Genomic DNA, 14,517 nt, shown 5'->3' with positions numbered 1-14,517 from the left:
GGCTTGTACTGGTACGAACGGGCAACTGCTTTTTTCTGCAAAATACCTTTGTCCACCAAGCGGTTCATCACAGTCATGACGGTGTTKAAGTTGATCGCTTTAGCCTCCTTATCGAGCTTCTGTTGGACGTCCTTGATTGTCATTTCTTCGGCGCTGTTCCAGAGAATCTCCATGATTTTGGCTTCTAAGGGACCGAAAAAACGGTTAAGCCCGCTTCCTTCATATTTAAAATTTTGCATTTTCATGATAGACACACTCCTTACACTACAAATTGTAGTAGGACTTGTGCAGAGAAGTCAAGATTTGCTGCCAAAGAGAGAGGATATCGCTTTACATAATGTTAAAAAAGATCTATAATACTTACATATAGTAAGTAATTAAATATTTTAAAGCGAAGGAGCGATTCCTATGCATACACAAGTATTTTCGGCTGATCAACAAGGCGTTGGCGCATTTGACGGCGGCAAATTTATCGAGCAGCGTGCGATCAGCTTTCCAAGAGAGAAAACAGCTGTAGATCGTGTAGGCCCCCTATTTTACTGGGCTTGGGGTAAATCTACCGATGTTTCAGAGATCGGAATGCACCCACATAAAGCGTTCGAAATTGTCACTTATGTAATCGAAGGACTCGTGGAACACCGCGATTCTCTTGGCTCCTTGGAGACTGTTACGGACGGCGGCGCTCAAGTCATTCAGGCAGGGTCCGGTGTCTCTCACGCAGAAGCATTCCGCACCGTTGGTTCTGAAGCCATGCAAATCTGGTTCGAGCCTCATCTAAGTCAATCAGTGAAAAAACCTGCCACCTACAATCAATATCAACATGAGCAATTCTCGGTCGTGAAGCACGATGGGGTAACTGTGAAAAACGTCATTGGTGGAGATGCTCCGGTTCACCTGGATACAGATGCCAACATGTTCGATTGGAGCCTCGAGCCAGGGGCATCGTTCACGTACTCGCTCGATCCGAAGCGTCAACTTGCTTTTCTCGTTATTCGAGGACAGGGCAGCAGTGAAGCCGCCGCGGATGGCAATGGACCTCAACCCTTATCCCACAAGGATTTCGTCGTTGTCCAAAATGATAAACATGCGGTCGAGACTCTGCTATTGAAGGCGGATAGCGAGCAAGGTCTGCGCATCATCGCCATTGAAGTGCCGGAAGATCCGGGGTATGCGTTGTACCATAAATAAGATGGGAATCTGGGTCTGAGGAATCAGAGTTGATATCGAGGGGCTATCTGAGAGGATCAGGGATGATCCGTAGGGTGGCCTTTTGCTTGGTGGGGGGTGGCTGGGGTGAGTTGAGAGGCTGGGGTTGCTTGGAGTTGCTGGGGTCGTTAGAGTAGCTTAAGTTGCTGGGGTCGCTGGTGCTGCTCGAAGTTACTGGTAGCGCTGGTGTCGCTGAGGGTGCTGGTATGGTTTGGGTGGCTTGGATCGCCGATGTAGCTGGAGAGCAGCTGGAGTAGCTGGGGTGGCTGGGGGTGCTGGGGGTGCTGGGGGCATTGGAGTAGCTGGGGTGCGGCCGGTACAACTTGGCGATATTCAACTGAATGGGAACTATGATCCCTTATTCTTCGAATAACCGCCTCATCGGCTAGTCGAAGTGAACTACAGTCCGCTATTTTACCCATTCGCCGTCAAATATGGGCTTTTCAGGGTAAATAAGGTCCTATAGATCCGCTTAATCTCAAAAACCGTCCATTTATCCGAAATAGCGCCCTGTAGTTCCGCCGCCGCCCGCCGACCCTGCCTGGTTCCAGTTTCCACTAACCTCGCTCACGCAAGACTCCCGCACCGCGAAAAACAAAGGAGCTAACCCCCAAGTAGTTGAACCACTTACGGGATAGCCCCTCTATATTTACTCCAATGATTGAAGCCTAGCCTCGTCCTCGCTGAGCGATTCAGCAGCTTGCTGAACGGCCGGCGCGTCGGATTGATCTGTAGCCTGATCCAGTGAGTTCTCGGCTTTGCCAATAGCATTCCGGGCCTCTTGCAGCGTTTGAGGTGTCGGATGGGACATAGCATGATTCACCGCTTGATGGACATTATCGGCTGAATTTTGTGCTGAAGAAATCGGGTTCTGTGACTGTAGACTTGAATCGGTCTTGGTCATCGCTTAACATGAGCCTCCTCAAATTTGAAATTGTTACATGGGCTATATTGAGGCAATTGGTCTCATTTTATACCCTATATTTCATTTCAACCTGATCTGAAGCATTTCGTCTTACGAAACCCACGAATATGCCATAAGCCAGACTCGCCCCTAATACGTTCAAAATCAAGTCATCCACATCCAAGCTCCCCACTCTGAGCAGCATCTGCAGCAGTTCCAAGCCTATCAGCGGGAAACCAAAAAGCAGTAGAAACACCCTGTACCGCCTCGCGGCTTTAAACAAATATGGCAGGATGAACCCATACGGCATGAAGACACCTACATTCCCAAATAAGTTGATCACCCACGTCCGCATCGGAAACATATTGGCATACAGGATGTACATCCCAATGGTTTTAAAAGGAACTATATTGTAGTTATAGTCGAAATGACCCGTGCTCCTCCCAAAACCCAAAAACATCCAATATAGCAAACAGCCCGTGTAACCGATAAAAAGCAGCCATATGAGCGGCCGGACAAGCCTTCTCCTCATGATCACCGCCCCCCTCCTCTGCCAATAAAAAACCCTCCCTTCAGTCACCACTGATGAGAGGGTCATAAATTCGCTGTTGCTTTCGCAGCGCTATTTGTTCACCGCATCCAAAAATTTGAGAGAGGCAAAAGCTTTATTCAACCGAGCCTCATTAGCCTCCGTTCGAACGGCTTCGTCCATGCGCAGTGTAACGGTATAGGAAATCTGATTTTGACTGAAAATGTACGTTGTTTCTTTATAAGGAACTTTGGCACTTACATAATTAACTTCGTATTTCTTCGCCTTCACGCCGCCAAGCACAGTCGTTTCCTCGTCGGTATAGGCATATTCGCTATCGCTATCGTGACTCTTCTTCTGCGCGGCGTCTGCTTCTTTTACCACATCTTCATAAGAAGTTTTGGTGTCTGCATCGATCGTCAAGTAGCCTCCAGTAAAGAGGAAGGACTTGCTCACCTGATCTTTGTTGTCATATGACTTGCTGCTTGTCCACATTTCTGGAATTTGCAGCGTGTATTTATATTTCTCGTTTTTATAGGTAATGGTACGATTCGGATCGATCAGTTCGTCCAGATCTTGAATGAAGCCCAGCTCCTGATCCATGTTGTTTTTGTCCACTTCGATCGTGGAAGTCAAGGTGTGCAAGAGATCACCCAGCTCAGCCCCCTCCTCATCCTGCGGATAGCTGACTTCGACCTCATACTTATATTTATCCTTAATGAAAAAGAGGGTATACCCCGCAGTCCATTTGTTCCCGAATGTTTCTGCATGAACGGTCTTTAAAGCCGGAACGCCAGCCAGAGTAAGATCCTCAGGGTCGGTGATCTTACGGTATTTCTGCACATACTGCGCTTCAAGCTGCTTACGCTCACGATCAGCCACCGCGGCTAGTGTGTCGCCGGAAGAAGCCGAAGTCACATGAACCTGAAGGGATTGTGAGTAATCAGCATTAAAAAAGGATGAACTTCCGGTATAACTGCTTTTCTGCCAGCTGGAGGGCAGTGCAAAGGATAAACCATATTCATTCGTATAAGTGGTATTGCCGCTAGAATAAATCGAGATATCCTTGAGCGATTCATCCTGTGCATTGAAGGAAAGCTTAAAGGAATCAAGCAAATCATTATAGCTATTTTGTTTAAAATCGTTGTTATAGTGATCTTTCATTACAAACAATTGTACTTTGTATAGGCGTCCCTCGTGAAGATAACCGCGGGTTTGAATATAACCGTCGTCCCCGGAGCGGCCTACAATTTTGGCAAACGGACTGCCTTCTCGCTTCACATATTGACGCTCCAGAATGGTGGATGGAGTCACATCGTCATAGTCATCCTCTTCATTGCCCGTCAATTTGTTCAAAAGCGCCGACGGAGATAACTCTTCGCTCTCATTATCAACTTGGATGGACAGGGAGAACTCCCCTTTGGCATCCATGAAGCTAACGGCGTCGCCCTCTTCGGACTGATGCCCCTTTACTAAGCCTGCCGGGTATTTCATCGACCATCCGAAATGACTATCGCCGATCTTGGTTTTACCGCGGTCCGCGTCCAAGTCAGATCCTTCTGTGTCTTCCTTCCACTTCGTTTCGGGATGGACCACTTCGCCTAGTGTGACAGACTTCGTTACGGTMGCACCCTCGGATTGAAAGGTGATATCTACTTTCTCATCCGGCAAATACTTCTTAATCGCCTCATTGTAGTCGACCAGTGTCTTCACCTTGTTCGCACCAATGGAAACAACCAGATCATCCTGCTCAATACCAGCCRCAGCCGCTGGTGAATCAGGGTCGACGTAAGCAACCCGAAGGCCCGTAGAACTTGGCAAACCAACGACGGCTTCCCAGCTTTCTTCGAGCTCCAGCCCCAAATAAGGGCGTTTCACTTTCCCATACAATTGAAAATGCTTCAACACATACTTGACGGTGTCCACCGGAATGGCAAAGCCGAGATTTTCAACCCCGAAATCGGCATATTTCATCGTATTAATACCGATAACCTCACCTTTCATGTTAATCAACGCGCCCCCGCTGTTGCCAGGATTGATCGCCGCATCCGTTTGGATGAGCTGATATTGCGAGCTAACCGAGCGGTCAAGCCCGCTGACAATCCCTACCGTAACGGAATTTCGCAAAGCGAAAGAAATCGGCGTCCCAATAGCCGCGACGGTCTCCCCCACTTTAATGTCAGAGGAAGAAGCGAAAGTCGCAGGCGTTAGGCCCGTGGCATCGATTTTGACCAACGCCAAGTCGCTCTCCTCATCGATATTCGTTGCATGTCCGTTATACGTCGTCCCGTCTGATGTAACAACAACGATATTTTTCATATCTTTGACCACATGCGCGTTCGTCACGATGACGCCACTCGACTCGACGATCACGCCTGTACCGTGTGCAAGGTTAAACCGATTTTTCTCTAGTGTTTTATCTGAATCGTAGGATGGTTTGCCGATAATCGCAACAACCGACGGTGATGCTTTTTCGATAACCTTAGGAACCTCAGCATTTATTTCGGCTGCATAGGAAGGCGACGGCCCCTGCAGGGAGACAAGCAAGAAGGCTGCCAGCAACGCTGTTGCCCCTTTTTTAGCAACTGTATTCCAATTCCCCATGACGGTCTTCCTCTCTTAACAAAATATGACAGTAGCTAGAATCTAGCATATTTGTGATAGAGAGACAATACAAATTTTCCCACATAAATAGGGCTTTATCGACATTCTGTTATGCGCTGTGGATGGGTGTAGACCGTTAATTGGTCCCTTCGGATGAAACCAACGACCGTAATCCCTAGGTCGTGCGCTAATCTAAGCGCCAAGTCGGTTGGGGCAGATTTCGACAGCAAAATACCTACCCCGATTTTGGCAGCCTTGAGAGCAACCTCAGAAGAGACCCTCCCGCTAAAGGCAATCACCTTATCCCGAACGGATATTCGCTGCCTGAGCAAGTGACCGTATATTTTATCCAGGGCATTATGCCGACCGATATCTGACCTGCTCAAAAGAAGCTCATCCGCTGTGCACAGGGCTGCATTGTGCAGCCCGCCAGTAGCTCGAAAATCCGCCGACTGCTCCTGCATCAGATTCATAAGGTGAAAACACTGCTGAACGGTAATCTGCAGTCCCGTGCGAACGGTTTTGGCCGTGCGGGCGTCGTTGTGAAAATAAAACTGGCGGCTTTTGCCGCAGCAGGAGCCGATGAACCGTTTGGACACCATCTGCTGACTTAGCTGGTGCAGATGCCGCAACTTCACATATGCGAAGCCGCGGTCCTCCTCCAACGTCAGGGACTCGATCTGATCAACGAATCGAATGAGTCCCTCAGAAGCAAGAAAGCCAGTAACCAAATCAACCGCATCCGTTGGTGTGTACACAAGGGTTGCGAACTCTTCGCCATCCACCTTGATTGTTAACGGCGCCTCTGTCGCGATCGTGTCCTCTTGAGGGAGAATCTCCTTGCCGTTATAGCGGTAAATGTTCCAAGTTGTCGTTGAAGGCAGCCCGGATTCTGCAGACCCAGCAGGGTTAACAGACGCAGACTCAACCTGATCCTGTTCGTTATCCATCGTCTTCACCCCGCTTCAATCTCCAGCTCTTCAATCCGTTTCTCGACGTATCGCGTGTCTTTGTGGGCATGGTATGTTTCTGCCTTCTCCACGATAACCGCTGTATTGTATTCCGGGATGCCGGCATGTGGCTCGTAAACACCTTTCGGGATCAAGCTGTTCCCCTCTGGCCAGTGGACTTCAATATTACCGGTTTTGATCTCGGCAAATTTGACCCGGCCGTGCATGCTGCCGAACCGGTTGTAGACTACAATCGCCTCCCCTTCGCTTAGCGCAAGGGGAGCCGCATCCCCGGGATGGATCAGCACATCGTAGCGATCCGCATCATTGAACGGATCGATGTCGCTGTAGATCATCGAGTTGAACTGCTTGCCGCGCCGCGTCGTCACGGCAAAGTGCCCCTCCGGCTTCCGCAGCTGTGGAAGCTCGATCGGCAGCAGCGCGCCGCGGCCATCCGGCGTCGGACAGACGCCGTCCTCGCACAGCCACGCGCCGCCGTATTGAAACACATCACCGCGCCCATGCAGGTGCTGAATGCCGTTGTAGCTCGGCGCCGTCAGAGCGATCTCCTCGCGAATGGCGGCGGCGCTGCCACAGCCGAGATGCTGCGCGGCTGCCTCGGGCTTCACACGGCGGGCCAGATCGGCGTAGATCTCCCACTCCGCGCGAGCTTCGCCGATCCGCGGGCCGGCGATCTCGGGCGAGAAGTACACCATCCGCTCCGTCGAGGTGGATGTGCCTCCCCCAGGCTGCTCGTAGCGCGTCATCGCGGGCAGCACCACCACAGCCTCCCGCGCATCCAGCAGCGTGGAGGTATTGAGGATGATGTCCTGGTGAACACGGACATCGACCGCAGTTAGGGCTTCGCGGACGAATGCCGGGTCAGGCATCGTCTCCAGGAAGTTGCCTCCGGACGTGTAAAACAACCGGAGCTTCCGCTCCTGCTCCTCAGGCAGGAGCGCGTTCTCCAGGGTGACACCGACGATGTCACCCTGCCAGCCTGGCAGCGCGAAGCCCCAGAGCTGCTCGATGCGCTTGCGGTCGGCGGCGCTGCTCATGTCACCGCCGGGCAAGGAGAAGGGGTCCGCGCCCATTTCGCCGGAGCCTTGCACGCCGCTGTGGCCGCGGATGGGCATCAGCCCACAGTGCTTGCGGCCGAGGAATCCTCGCAGGAGGGCGAGATTCGCCACCTGCGAGATGTTGTCCGTGCCGAAACGGTGCTGTGTGAGCCCCATGCTCCACACGAATACCGCGGAGGCGGCACGCGCCAGCAGTTCAGCGAACTCGCGCATGCGTTCGCGGGTAAGTCCGGACGACTGCTCCAGCGTCGTCCAGTCCTGCTGCGCCGCGTGAGCGCGCAGCTGCTCGTAGCCGTTCGTGTGCGCCTGCACGAACGCATGGTCGATGGCGGAGCCGGGCACGGCCTCCTCCATCTCGAACCAGACCTTCATGACGCCGTTCATGAAGGCAATGTCTCCGCCGATGTTCACTTGGTACACATCGTCGGCGAGTTTGGTCCCGAATAACGCGGATTCGGGAATGGAAGGGATCCAGTACTGCTCCATGGAGGGCTCGTAGTACGGGTTAATGACAATGATTTTCGTCCCTTTGCGTTTGGCCGCATACATATACTTCGTCGAGACCGGCTGATTGTTCGCGGCCACACTGCCCCAGAACACAAGGACATCCGTCCCGATCCAGTCCTTGTAATTACAAGTCGAAGCACCGACGCCGACGGAGCGCTTCAAGGCCGTCTTCGACGGCGAGTGACAAATGCGCGACGCATTGTCGATGTTGTTCGTGCCAAGGAGCCTCGCCACCTTGGCTGCCGCATAATATGACTCGTTCGTGATTCCCCTGGCCGTCAGATAAAAAGCCATCCCCTTCGGGTCAATCGCCCGTGCCTTCGCCGCGATGGTGTCCAGCGCCTCATCCCAGGTGGCGCGGCTGAATTTCCGCTCCCCATGCCGGCGTATGAGCGGGTAGGGAATACGCCCGAGCTGCCTTAGCTCCGTGCTGCTCATGCGGCTCAGCTCGTCGATGTCGGCATGGAGCAGCTCCTCGCGAATCGCCGGCATCGTATTCAGCCGAAGCACGTTCAGCCGTGTCGTGCAGAGGTGCGGTCCCGCCAGCGTCTGGTCGTACAGCCCCGACACGCCTAGTGCGCAGCCATCGCATACCCCTTGCGTCAATATCCGATAGGCATAGGGGAGATTATCGCGATTCTGCCAGGCGATTTTGGCTGTTTCCCGAATATGCTGCGGCTTTACTTTACCTAGCCCGAACGGCACTTTACTGACCCATAGCTTCGGATCGGGTTTTGCGGGCAGCTTGATTGGCCCGGTGTGCTTCGTTTTTCCCATTTGGAACAGCTCCTTTATCGCGTTATTGGATTGGTATGATGCAAAAAACCACCGCAAAACACGCCCTGCAAGCCTCCTTTTCAAGAAAGTCACAAGCGATGTTCTACAGTGGTTAGTCTCCGGCAGGTTCGCTACCAAGTGCCAAGCACCTATATTATGTAAATGTCATTCTTAGCTAATTTTGCCTTAGGAGGCATGTTTGCCTTTGTGTTTGAGTCTGCATTGGCGGGCGTTTGGCGGTGCCCATGTATGGAAGTCACGCTCCCAAACTGCATAAAGTACAGCAAATTCATGCTGACAACGTATTACTTACATTGAATCCTGCAAAAAGTACAGCAAAATTGGGGATGAAGCTCTATTTGGGGCTATAGTCCGTAATTTTGCTGTACAAAATACACGATTCACTCTCAAAATCGCAAAATTGCGATGTTTTGATGCACTTTTTACATGATTGTACAGCTTTGGTATTTGCGGTCTGCGGTCGGCGGTCGGCGGCCAGACAAAGCTCCCCATGACAACCACAGCCTACTTCCCTCCAAACTTTTTCTCCAAATCCTGATCAAAAACGAATACCGACATCCCCAAGTCCTGCTCAATGTCGATGTCAACGAACAGTTGGACGAATTTCGCGCCAAGCAGCTCTTCCATCTCCACAGGGGGATGATCACGATACATCTCTTTGACCATTTCCGTGCGAGCCGTGCGGAGCATTTGTCTGCCATCGCCCGTCTTCGCCATAAACTTCTCCACTGGTGATAAGTTTCCAGCCATTTCGCAGATCGCCCAGCACTTGCAAAAAGTCGTCGTCACGCGCTCCGGCCCTTTGCCCATATGCCTTTTGCGATAAGCCTTGACCAGGTTACTGAATTCGGCCTCCATTCGGTTCATCGGCCAGCCACCTTTATGTTTGCTGCTTCAATCATAGCAAGAAAGCGCATACCTGACTAGTGGGAGGACACGCGCACGCGCCGCTCTCCCTCAATCGTGCTCCTCTTCATCCCATCTGCGGGAGTACGCCTTCCGCGTTACCCAGAACGTTGCTCCAAGTATGATAACAAGGGCAATTACGCCCAAAATAATAGCAGCGGTCATTCCTTCCACTCTCCTTTATCCGTTATCTATACAATACCTGAAAAGCGTGGAGCCGTGCAAAGAGCATTTTACAAGGAACGATGAAGTGAAATCGTGTATTGACAGGATCGAGATACGTATCTAAGATATTAATTAGTCACCTAACAAAAAGGAGGATATCCGTTGTCGCGTCACCCTAATCCCGAATCTCTCACACATATGATGTCTCATTTGCTGAAAATGCACCGCCGTACGATCGATCAAATCATTCATCCGTATGACGTTTATCCCGGTCAACCACCTCTGCTCCTTGCCTTGTCCGCTGAAGACGGAATCAGTCAGCGCGAGCTTGCCGAGCGCATTCACAATAAGCCCGCAACACTAACGGTTATGGTGGACCGCATGGAGAAAACAGGCCTTGTAGAACGCCGGCCTGACCCAACGGATCAGCGAGTTACACGCGTTTATTTAACCGATAAAGGCAGGGAAGTCACCGTCCATGTCAAGGAAGCCATTAAGGCGACGGATGAATTGACCTTTTCGCATTTTCTGCCCGAGGAAATCCTCTTATTTCGGCGTCTTTTGCTGCAAATGCAGGAGAATCTGCGTCCGAAAGAGGAAGGAAATTAGTTAGCCACCAAACAAAAGAAAGGACTTCTTGCGATGTGGAAACTACGATCATTTGTTAAACCTTACTGGCTGATCACCCTGCTTGCCCCCTTGCTGATGGTGATGGAGGTCTGCATGGATCTAGCTCAGCCCCGCCTCATGGCGATAATTGTGAATCACGGCGTTGCCGAGGGTAATCTCGCGCTGGTTTGGTCAACCGGCCTGCACATGTTGGGCGTTGCCTTCGTCGGCCTTATCGGTGGAGTGGGCTGTACGTTCTTTACAGTGAAAGCTGCACAGAATTTCGGTGCTGACCTACGGCTCAGCGTATTTGAGAAGGTGCAGTCCTTCTCGTTCCGGCAGTTGGATACTTTTTCAACTGGATCGCTGATTACTCGTTTGACCGGCGATGTGATGCAAATGCTGAACATCCTGCAAATTTTACTCCGTCAATTTGTGCGCGAGACTTCGCTGCTTATTGGCAGCATCATTATGGCGATTGTTATTTCGCCACGGCTTTCTTTAATTTTACTGGCCGTCGTCCCGATTCAATTTCTTATTTTATATGTGCTAATGAAACGCTCTACACCACTTTTTCGGCTAATGCAGGCGAGGCTCGATCGCGTTAACACCGTTATGCAGGAAAGCACCTCAGGCATTCGGGTGATCAAAGCTTTCGTTCGTGCCGCTTTCGAGCGAACCCGCTTCGGCAAAGCAAATACTGCCCTACTGGACGCAAGTCTCAGCTCTGCCCGAGCTCTGGCTACAAGCGGACCGCTGATGACATTGATTTTGAACATAAGCATTGTGGCAGTCCTATGGTTCGGCGGCGGACAGACCTGGAGCGGCTCTATGGCAATTGGTGATTTGGCTGCTTTTATCATCTATATCACGCAAGTGCTCTTTTCGCTGGTTTCAATTAGCAATACGCTCATGAATATTTCCCGCGCCCAAGTTTCTGGCGAGCGAATCCGCGAGGTATTGGATACCGAACCGGATATGAATGAACCCGTGCAGGAGCGGATTGAAGCTGAAGTACATAGGGAGAAGAATTCACCTAATCTAGGCTGTGAGTTGGAATTTGAGAATGTCTCCTTCGTGTATGATTCAGCTCCTGACCAGCCTGTCCTTGAGGGCATCTCTTTCAAAGCGCTGCCTGGCCAAACGATAGGCATTCTTGGGGCGACCGGCTCCGGCAAGTCCACGCTCGTCAGCTTGATTCCACGGCTCTATGACACAACAAATGGCCGCATTCTTCTAGGCGGCGTTGATATTAAGGAAATGCCCGTCGAACAGCTGCGCGGTCAGATCGGATTCGTACTGCAACAGTCTATCTTGTTCAGCGGTTCGATTCGTGAGAACCTTCTTTTCGGCAGGCCAGGGGCCACTGAGGCCGAGATCGAGGAAGCCGCCAAGGCAGCGGAAGCGGATAGCTTCATTCGCCGGCTGCCTGAGGGATACGAGGCGAAGCTGGGACAGCGCGGTGTCAATCTGTCCGGCGGTCAAAAACAACGCATAGCGATTGCCCGAGCCCTGCTCCTGCGCTCCCCGCTACTTGTACTGGATGACAGCACCAGTGCCATCGATCTTGGCACGGAGAAACGCATCCAGCGTTCCCTGCAGCAGTTGATGGCTGGCAGCACGCGGATCATTATTGCGCAGCGCGTCTCATCGGTGCTGCACGCCGATCAAATTCTTATTCTGGATGAGGGACGCATCGCCGCACGTGGAACTCATGAGGAGCTGCTTGCGACAAGCGCTATCTATCAAGACATTTTCCGCTCGCAGCAAGGAAAGGAGACTGCCCTTCATGGCTAAAAAGCAGACACCGCCACGCAAGCCGCGCGCCAAACATATCGGTGCAACCCTCCTGCGGATGTGGGGTTATCTCCAGCATCAACGCACTGGCTTGCTCACTGTTATTATCCTTACCATCCTCGGCAGCGGCCTTGCGCTGCTCGGACCTTATTTGATAGGCGTTGCAATCGATGATTACATCGTACCGCGGGACAGCAGCGGACTGCTTGGACTCTGCCTCCTTTTGCTTGGCTGTTATTTGTTCAGCGGAGCGGCTACATGGATTCAATCGTATGTCATGGCGGGAGTCTCTCAGCGGACGGTGTGGGAAATGAGGCAGGATCTGTTTCGCCACCTGCACAAGCTGCCGATTAGTTATTTTGACAAGACCTCTCATGGTGAACTTATGAGCCGCACGACGAATGACGTCGATAACGTAGCAACCACGCTCAGTCAGAATTTGACGCAGATCATTACAAGTATCGTTATGATTGCCGGCTCTTTTATTATGATGATTACTTTGAATATTTGGCTTACTCTCATCACCTTGATTACGGTTCCAGTCGTTCTATTCACAACGAAGCAGATTACGAGGCATACCCAGCGTCTATTCAAAGAGCAGCAGCAGCGGCTCGGCGAGCTCAATGGCCTAATCGAGGAAAGCATTTCTGGGCAAAAGGTCGTCAAAACGTTTCGCCGTGAAGCCGCGACAGTCCGCCAGCTCGATACGATTAACAAGCAGCTACGTTCTGCTGGTACTGGCGCTCAGCAGCTCTCGGGCATGATGGGGCCTAGCATGAATATGATCAATCATTTCAGCTTCATCATGCTGGCTGCCATTGGCGGCTGGATGGTGCTCAAAGGTTGGACGATGGTTGGCGTTATTATCAGTTTCCTCAACTATTCCAGGCAGTTCAGCCGCCCCATCAACGATCTCGCGAATCAATATAATATGATTCAGTCCGGTATCGCGGGAGCGGAGCGTGTGTTTGAAGTGATGGATCGCGAGACGGAATACGATCCTGTGGGGAATGCTGTAGAGCTAACGGAGGTTAAGGGCGAGGTCGTCTTTCAAAATGTCTCCTTCCGCTACACTGACGATGTGCCTACGCTGAACGATGTCACATTCGCCGCGGAGCCCGGCGATTTAATCGCCTTGGTTGGCCCGACRGGCGCCGGCAAAACGACGATCATCAACCTGCTGACCCGCTTCTACGATGTCGGCGAAGGCTCCATCACCATCGATGGCCGCGATATTCGCAGCCTCGACAAAGACAGTCTGCGCAGCCACCTTGGCATCGTGCTGCAGGATGTGTACCTTTTCTCGGATACGATCCGAGAAAATATCCGCTTCGGCCGTCTGGACGCGACGGACGAAGAAGTGGAAACCGCCGCGAGGCTTGCCAACGCGGACGGGTTCATTCGCAAGCTGCCTAACGGCTATGACGCCATGTTGACCGCCGGAGGCGGCAACCTGAGTCAGGGCCAGCGGCAGCTGCTCACTATCGCGCGGGCGATTCTCGCCGACCCCGCGATCCTGGTGCTCGACGAGGCGACGAGCTCCGTCGACACGCGCACCGAGCTGCACATTCAGCAGGCGATGGGCGTTCTGATGAAGGGGCGCACGAGCTTCGTGATCGCCCACAGGCTTAGCACGATTCGCGAAGCGAGTGCGATTCTCGTCATCCACGGCGGCGAGATCGTGGAACGGGGCACGCATGAAGAGCTGCTTGCGCTCCGCGGGCATTATTATGAATTGTATGCGAACCAATTCAGTCAGGTTAGCTCGCTTTGATAGGTAAAAAGCCTTCCTAATGGGAAGGCTTTTTACGTGTTTTACGGTAAGGGCCGCCTGCTCCTGTGCCCAGTTCTCAAGGGATCCTCATTGCAGGCGGTTCATTCAGCAGCAATAGATGGAAAATCTACCGTTATTCCGCGCTGTTTGGTCGCAGGAAGGCAGATTAACGGTGGAAACTACATCTAAATCAGCGGTAGCTACCCGAAATCTGCTCGATGTGCAGATATTAACAACAGAAACTGGAGCTAAATGCAAAATAGTCGATCAACAGCAGAAAGTAGCAGCAGTAATCGGCGTTAATTACAAGTAACCTATCTACTCAGATGCCCCGTTCCAAGTTGTGTTCCAGGTTGCGCTCCATTTAGGCGCGTTAGCAGCAGTAGATGGAAAATCTACCGTTATTCCGCGCTATGTGGTCGCAGGAAGCAGATTAACGGTGGAAACTCCTTCTAAATCAGCGGTAGCTACTCGATATCTGCTCGATGCGCAGATATTAACAGCAGAAACTGGAGCTAAATGCGAAATAGTCGATCAGCACCCGAAAGTAACAGGAGTAATCGGCGTTAATTACAAGTAACCTATCTACTCAGATGCCCCGTTCCAAGTTGTGTTCCAGGTTGCGCTCCATTTAGGCGCGTTAGCAGCAATAGATGGAAAATCTACCGTTATTCCGCGCTATGTGGTCG

Annotated in this window: 12 protein-coding genes; 5 read left to right on the top strand and 7 right to left on the bottom strand. The window is 51.8% G+C overall.

Annotated elements, in window-relative coordinates; all coding sequences use genetic code 11:
* On the bottom strand, positions 1-245 hold a 245-nt coding region (locus tag AC1DUA_RS03675), incomplete at its 3' end, for a BlaI/MecI/CopY family transcriptional regulator (protein WP_477498435.1).
* A gap of 163 nt (positions 246-408) precedes the next feature.
* On the opposite strand from AC1DUA_RS03675, the gene AC1DUA_RS03670 reads away from it, so the two are divergent.
* Positions 409-1,188 carry a pirin family protein gene (locus AC1DUA_RS03670; RefSeq protein ID WP_477498434.1) on the top strand — a complete coding sequence of 260 codons (780 nt, stop codon included), beginning with the start codon at positions 409-411 and terminating at the stop codon, positions 1,186-1,188.
* 667 nt (positions 1,189-1,855) lie between these two features.
* Here the strand turns inward: AC1DUA_RS03670 and AC1DUA_RS03665 are convergent.
* From AC1DUA_RS03665 to AC1DUA_RS03640, 6 genes are all read right to left on the bottom strand, one after another.
* A complete protein-coding gene (locus AC1DUA_RS03665) occupies positions 1,856-2,110 on the bottom strand; it encodes a hypothetical protein (protein WP_477498433.1) in 255 nt (84 codons plus the stop codon).
* Positions 2,111-2,177: 67 nt separating this feature from the next.
* The gene (locus AC1DUA_RS03660) at positions 2,178-2,642 is read right to left on the bottom strand and encodes a VanZ family protein (protein ID WP_477498432.1); all 465 of its coding nucleotides are present in this window, start codon (positions 2,640-2,642) and stop codon (positions 2,178-2,180) included.
* Positions 2,643-2,732: 90 nt separating this feature from the next.
* Positions 2,733-5,243 (bottom strand): S1C family serine protease, encoded by a 2,511-nt coding sequence (locus tag AC1DUA_RS03655; RefSeq protein ID WP_477498431.1) that lies wholly within the window; start codon positions 5,241-5,243, stop codon positions 2,733-2,735.
* A 95-nt stretch (positions 5,244-5,338) separates the two neighbouring features.
* Positions 5,339-6,193 (bottom strand): formate dehydrogenase accessory sulfurtransferase FdhD, encoded by an 855-nt coding sequence (gene fdhD, locus AC1DUA_RS03650; RefSeq protein WP_477498430.1) that lies wholly within the window; start codon positions 6,191-6,193, stop codon positions 5,339-5,341.
* A 5-nt stretch (positions 6,194-6,198) separates the two neighbouring features.
* Entirely contained in the window at positions 6,199-8,556 is a 2,358-nt protein-coding gene (locus AC1DUA_RS03645) for an FdhF/YdeP family oxidoreductase (protein ID WP_477498429.1), read from the bottom strand.
* Between the two features lie 525 nt (positions 8,557-9,081).
* On the bottom strand, positions 9,082-9,444 hold the full coding sequence (locus AC1DUA_RS03640; protein WP_127456818.1) for a Na-translocating system protein MpsC family protein: 363 nt from the start codon (positions 9,442-9,444) through the stop codon (positions 9,082-9,084).
* A gap of 366 nt (positions 9,445-9,810) precedes the next feature.
* Between AC1DUA_RS03640 and AC1DUA_RS03635 the strand changes: the two genes are divergently transcribed.
* From AC1DUA_RS03635 to AC1DUA_RS03620, 4 genes are all read left to right on the top strand, one after another.
* Positions 9,811-10,257 carry a MarR family winged helix-turn-helix transcriptional regulator gene (locus AC1DUA_RS03635; protein WP_477498428.1) on the top strand — a complete coding sequence of 149 codons (447 nt, stop codon included), beginning with the start codon at positions 9,811-9,813 and terminating at the stop codon, positions 10,255-10,257.
* A gap of 33 nt (positions 10,258-10,290) precedes the next feature.
* A complete protein-coding gene (locus tag AC1DUA_RS03630; RefSeq protein ID WP_477498427.1) occupies positions 10,291-12,054 on the top strand; it encodes an ABC transporter ATP-binding protein in 1,764 nt (587 codons plus the stop codon).
* Positions 12,047-13,828 (top strand): ABC transporter ATP-binding protein, encoded by a 1,782-nt coding sequence (locus AC1DUA_RS03625; protein ID WP_477498426.1) that lies wholly within the window; start codon positions 12,047-12,049, stop codon positions 13,826-13,828. The genes AC1DUA_RS03630 and AC1DUA_RS03625 overlap by 8 nt, the downstream gene beginning before the upstream one ends.
* Before the next feature lie 118 nt (positions 13,829-13,946).
* Complete coding sequence (locus AC1DUA_RS03620) at positions 13,947-14,141, top strand: hypothetical protein (RefSeq protein WP_477498425.1); 195 nt, start codon at positions 13,947-13,949, stop codon at positions 14,139-14,141.
* The last annotated feature ends 376 nt before the right edge of the window (positions 14,142-14,517 follow it).

This window comes from Paenibacillus sp. 01T422 (genome assembly GCF_056398785.1).
Note: the sequence above shows the minus strand (reverse complement) of the source record. Positions and strands in the feature narration are given on the sequence as shown.